The 3,157-nt window shown below is 74.1% G+C and carries 4 protein-coding genes; all 4 read left to right on the forward strand.

The window, feature by feature from the left end; translation table 11 throughout:
- The coding region (locus H5J30_RS23800; RefSeq protein WP_181789417.1) for an SDR family oxidoreductase at positions 1-364 on the forward strand (364 nt) is incomplete at its 5' end.
- Between the two features lie 99 nt (positions 365-463).
- On the forward strand, positions 464-1,276 hold the full coding sequence (locus H5J30_RS23805) for an SAM-dependent methyltransferase (protein WP_181789418.1): 813 nt from the start codon (positions 464-466) through the stop codon (positions 1,274-1,276).
- Positions 1,277-1,430: 154 nt separating this feature from the next.
- On the forward strand, positions 1,431-2,342 hold the full coding sequence (locus tag H5J30_RS23810) for a helix-turn-helix domain-containing protein (protein ID WP_181789419.1): 912 nt from the start codon (positions 1,431-1,433) through the stop codon (positions 2,340-2,342).
- A gap of 132 nt (positions 2,343-2,474) precedes the next feature.
- On the forward strand, positions 2,475-3,157 hold a 683-nt coding region (locus tag H5J30_RS23815), incomplete at its 3' end, for an MFS transporter (protein ID WP_181789420.1).

The following is a 3,157-nucleotide window of genomic DNA, read 5'->3' on the forward strand; positions in this document are numbered from 1 at the left end:
CATCGGCTCGGTCAACGCCGAACGCCACTACGGCGAGCACGCGTACAGCGCCGCCAAGGCCGCGCTCGTCTCCCTCACCCGCACCCTGGCCGTGGAGAGCGCGGAACGCGGGGTGCGCGTGAACCTCGTCGAGCCCGGCACGGTGCGCACCGCCGTCTGGGAGAACCGGCCCGAGGTCCTGGCCCGGGTCGTCGAGCACTACCCCCTGGGCCGCGTCGGCGAGCCCGACGACATCGCGGCCGCGGTGGCGTTCCTCGCCTCCCGCGACGCGGCGTGGATCACCGGCGTCAGCCTGCCGGTGGACGGCGGGCTGCTGGCGAGCCACCTCGCGATGTCCCGCGGCATCGCGGGCGACGGGTCCTGACCTCGGGCAAGCAGGCAGGCAAGCAGGAGGGCGGCGGTGACGGCGGGCTCCCGCTCGGCTACGTTGTGGGCCGCGCACCCGATCCGGAAGGTGGAGTTCATGTCAGAGGAAACCTTCGACGACGGCGCGCGGCAGGTGGTCGTCGACACGTCCGTGCCGCACTCGGCGAGGATCTTCAACTACTGGATCGGCGGCAAGGACAACTACGAGCCGGACCGCACCGCCAGCGCCCGGTTCCAGCAGGTCTTCCCGGAGATCGTCGATCTCGCCCGCAGCGGGCGGCAGTTCCTCCGCCGGGTCGTCGGCCACCTGGCGGGGGAGGCGGGCGTACGGCAGTTCCTGGACATCGGCACCGGACTGCCCACCGCGGACAACACCCACGAGGTGGCCCAGCGCATCGCCCCCGAGTCCCGCATCGTCTACGTCGACAACGACAAGCTCGTCCTCGCCCACGCCCGCGGCCTGCTCACCAGCACCCGCGAGGGCACGACCGCGTACATCGACGCCGACGTCGAGGACCCCGGGGCGATACTCGCGGGCGCGGCGCGCACCCTGGACCTCGACCGGCCGGTCGCCGTGATCCTCATGGGCATCCTGGCCCACGTCGACGGCTACGAGCAGGCCCGGTCGGTGGTGCGGCGGCTGATGGACCCGCTGCCGCCGGGCAGTTACCTGGCGATACGCGACGGCGTCGAGGGGAACGAGAAGTACAGCCGCGCGATCGCCGGCTACAACGCCACCGGCGCCGTGCCGTACCACCTGCGCAGCGCCGAGCAGATCGCCGGCTACCTCGACGGCCTGGAGCCGGTCGAGCCCGGCGTGGTGTCCTGCCCGCTGTGGCGGCCCGAGCCGGTGGAGGTCGGCAGCCCCGTGGAGATGGCGGTCCTGGGCGGCCTCGGCCGGAAGCCGTAGACCGCAACGCGCCACCGTGGCGCATTGCCGCCCCGGGCAGGTCCGCCGCTCGCAAAGATCGGGCCAAGGTGCGCTTTTGCCGCCTGTGGCGGACTACCCTTCGCCGGGTAGCGTGAGTCTTGGTGGCGACGGACCATCGCCTGCGGAGGACCCGATGACGGTGCCCATGGCGGCAGTGCACGACCAGGAGATCCCGCTCGCCGGGGAGCACGAGCGCGGCGGACGGCCCGTCTGCAGGTCCGTCCTCGGCTCCCGGCTGCGCCGGCTCCGCCAGGACCGCGGCATCAAGTTGCAGGCGGCGGCCCGCCAGATCGGCGCCTCCGTCGCCAAGCTGTGCCGGCTGGAGCTGGGCCAGGGCGGCTGCAAGGACCACGACGTCTCGGCGCTGCTCGACTTCTACGGCGTCGTCGACGAGGCCGAGCTCGACGAGTACGCGGCGCTGACCCGCGGCGCCAACGCGCCGAGCTGGTGGCAGGAGTACAGCGACCTGATACCCAGTCAGGCGGAGACCCACCTCGGCCTGGAGGAGGCCGCCACCGTCATCCGCAGCTACCAGTCCCAGCGCATCCCGGACCTGCTGCAGACCGCCGCGTACGCCCGCGCCGTCACCCAGCTCGGCTTCCCGCGGGACCCGGTGCAGACGGTGGAGCGCCGCCTGCACCTGCTCGAACGCCGCCAGCAGGCCCTCACCCGCGCGGACCCGCCGCGCTGCTGGGTGTTGCTCGACGAGGCGGCGCTGCGGCGCTCGGTCGGCGCCCCGGGCGTGATGGAGGGCCAGTTGCAGCACCTGCTCCGGCTGCATCTCGAACACCCCACGATCACGCTGGACGTGGTGCCGCTGGCGGCCGGCGGCACGGCGGCGGTGGCGCAGTCCCTGACGATGCTGCGGTTCGCCGAGCCCGAACTCCCGGACGTGGTCTGCCTGGACCAGCTCACCGGCACCGTGCGCATCGACAAGCCGGGCGAGGTCGACCGCTACCGCCTGGCGCTGGACAACCTCGCCGCGGCCACCAGCACCAGCACCGACGCCGCCGAGTTCCTGACCCGCCTGCTGCACGGCCACTGACGGCGGCGGGTGCGCCGCGCCGCACCCGGCCGCGTGCGCAACCCGGGCGGGCTGTGCCTCCGTACCGCACCGATTCCTTTTCCCGGGGGCGGCGGTCATACGGGCAGACACCCGAGACCCGGAGCGCCGCCCATGCCCGTCCCCTCCGCCCCCCTCGCCGACCCGCCGCACGCCCCGCGCGCGGGAGCGCGGCAGTGGCTCGCGCTCGCGGTCCTCGTGCTCGCCGGGCTGATCCTGTCCCTCGACTTCACCGGCTTGTACCTGGCCCTGCCCGCACTCGCCGCGGACCTCGGCGCCTCCGGCCCCCAGACACTGTGGATCCTCGACATCTACGGCTTCCTCCTCGCCGGCTTCCTCGTCACCATGGGCGCGGTCGGCGACCGCGTCGGCCGGCGGCGGCTGCTGCTGACCGGCGCGGCGGCGTTCGCCGCGGCGTCGGTCGCGGCGGCCTTCGCGACCAGCCCCGCGATGCTCATCGCCGCCCGCGCGCTGCTGGGCGTCGCCGGGGCGACGTTCGTGCCGTCCGCGATGGCGATGATCGGGGTGCTGTTCCCCGATCCGCGGCAGCGGGCGCTGGCGTTCGCGTTCTGGATGGCCGGGTTCCAGGGCGGCATGGCCCTCGGGCCGGTGGTCGGCGGCCTGCTGCTGTCCGCGTTCTGGTGGGGCTCGGTGTTCCTCCCGGGGCTGCCGGTGATGGCGCTCCTGCTGGTGCTCGGGCCGCGGATCCTCCCGGACCCGCCGCGCGTGGCGAAGGACGGCGCCCGCGTCGACGTCCTGTCCGCCGCGATGTCGCTGGCCGCCGTGCTGCTCGCGGT

This window comes from Streptomyces phytophilus (assembly GCF_013870535.1).
GTDB classification, from domain to species: domain Bacteria; phylum Actinomycetota; class Actinomycetes; order Streptomycetales; family Streptomycetaceae; genus Streptomyces; species Streptomyces phytophilus.